Here is a 1,067-nt window from a genome sequence, read left to right as displayed (position 1 = left end):
GCTGACGCACACCATCGCCCACCGGGTGGGTCGCTATCTGGAACGGCAAGGCCTGCTGGAACGGGATGTCGAAAACAGCTATCTGGCCTCGGATGCGGTGGATGACGACCCGATGACACCCCTGCTGGGGCACTCGATCACTTACCGTATCGCTGTCGGTTCACAGGCGGGGCGAAAGGTGTTCACTTTGCAAACTCTGCCGACCAGTGGTGATCCGTTCGGTGACGGGATTGGCAAGGTAGCCGGGTCCAGCCTGCACGCCGGCGTGGCGGCCAGGGCCGATGAACGCAAGAAGCTCGAACGGCTGTGCCGGTACATCAGCCGCCCGGCGGTATCCGAGAAGCGGCTGTCGTTAACACGAGGCGGCAACGTGCGCTACCAGCTCAAGACGCCGTACCGGGACGGCACCACGCACGTCATTTTCGAACCATTGGATTTCATTGCAAGGCTGGCCGCCCTGGTACCGAAGCCCAGAGTCAACCTAACCCGCTTCCACGGGGTGTTCGCACCCAACAGTCGGCACCGGGCGTTGGTCACGCCGGCAAAACGGGGCAGGGGCAACAAGGTCAGGGTGGCTGATGAACCGGCAACACCAGCACAACGGCGAGCGTCGATGACATGGGCGCAACGGCTCAAGCGTGTTTTCAATATCGACATCGAGACCTGCAGCGGCTGCGGCGGCGCCATGAAAGTCATCGCCTGCATTGAAGACCCTATAGTGATCAAGCAGATCCTTGATCACCTGAAGCACAAAGCCGAAACCAGCGGGACCAGGGCGTTACCCGAAAGCCGGGCGCCACCGGCTGAGCTGCTCCTGGGTCTGTTTGACTGACGAGCCTGAAGGCCAACGATACCAATCAAAATGCTGCGTTCACAGCGCCGCGGCAGGGATCCGCCGTGCTGGTTGTCGGAAAAGGAGCCGCTAGTGGGAAAGAGGAGGGTAAATTTTCAGCGTTGCTGGCTCCCCGTCAGCCGGATTGGGTTGCATCGCAGGGGTGTCGAAAGAGTCAACTGCGGTCCAAAGCTGTTGGACTTGGGTGAAAAGGGCGTTTATTCTTCCTATACGT

The 1,067-nt window shown here is 60.4% G+C and carries 1 pseudogene; it reads left to right on the top strand.

The features are described 5' to 3' along the window. Nucleotides 1–832, top strand: a pseudogene (locus tag FTT77_RS17220) (IS91-like element ISVsa3 family transposase); the annotation flags it as partial. Nucleotides 833–1,067 lie beyond the last annotated feature (235 nt).

The sequence above is a fragment of the Acinetobacter sp. YH01010 genome (assembly GCF_013420775.1).
GTDB lineage: Bacteria > Pseudomonadota > Gammaproteobacteria > Pseudomonadales > Moraxellaceae > Acinetobacter > Acinetobacter amyesii.
This window is presented reverse-complemented; position numbering and strand designations above follow the sequence as displayed.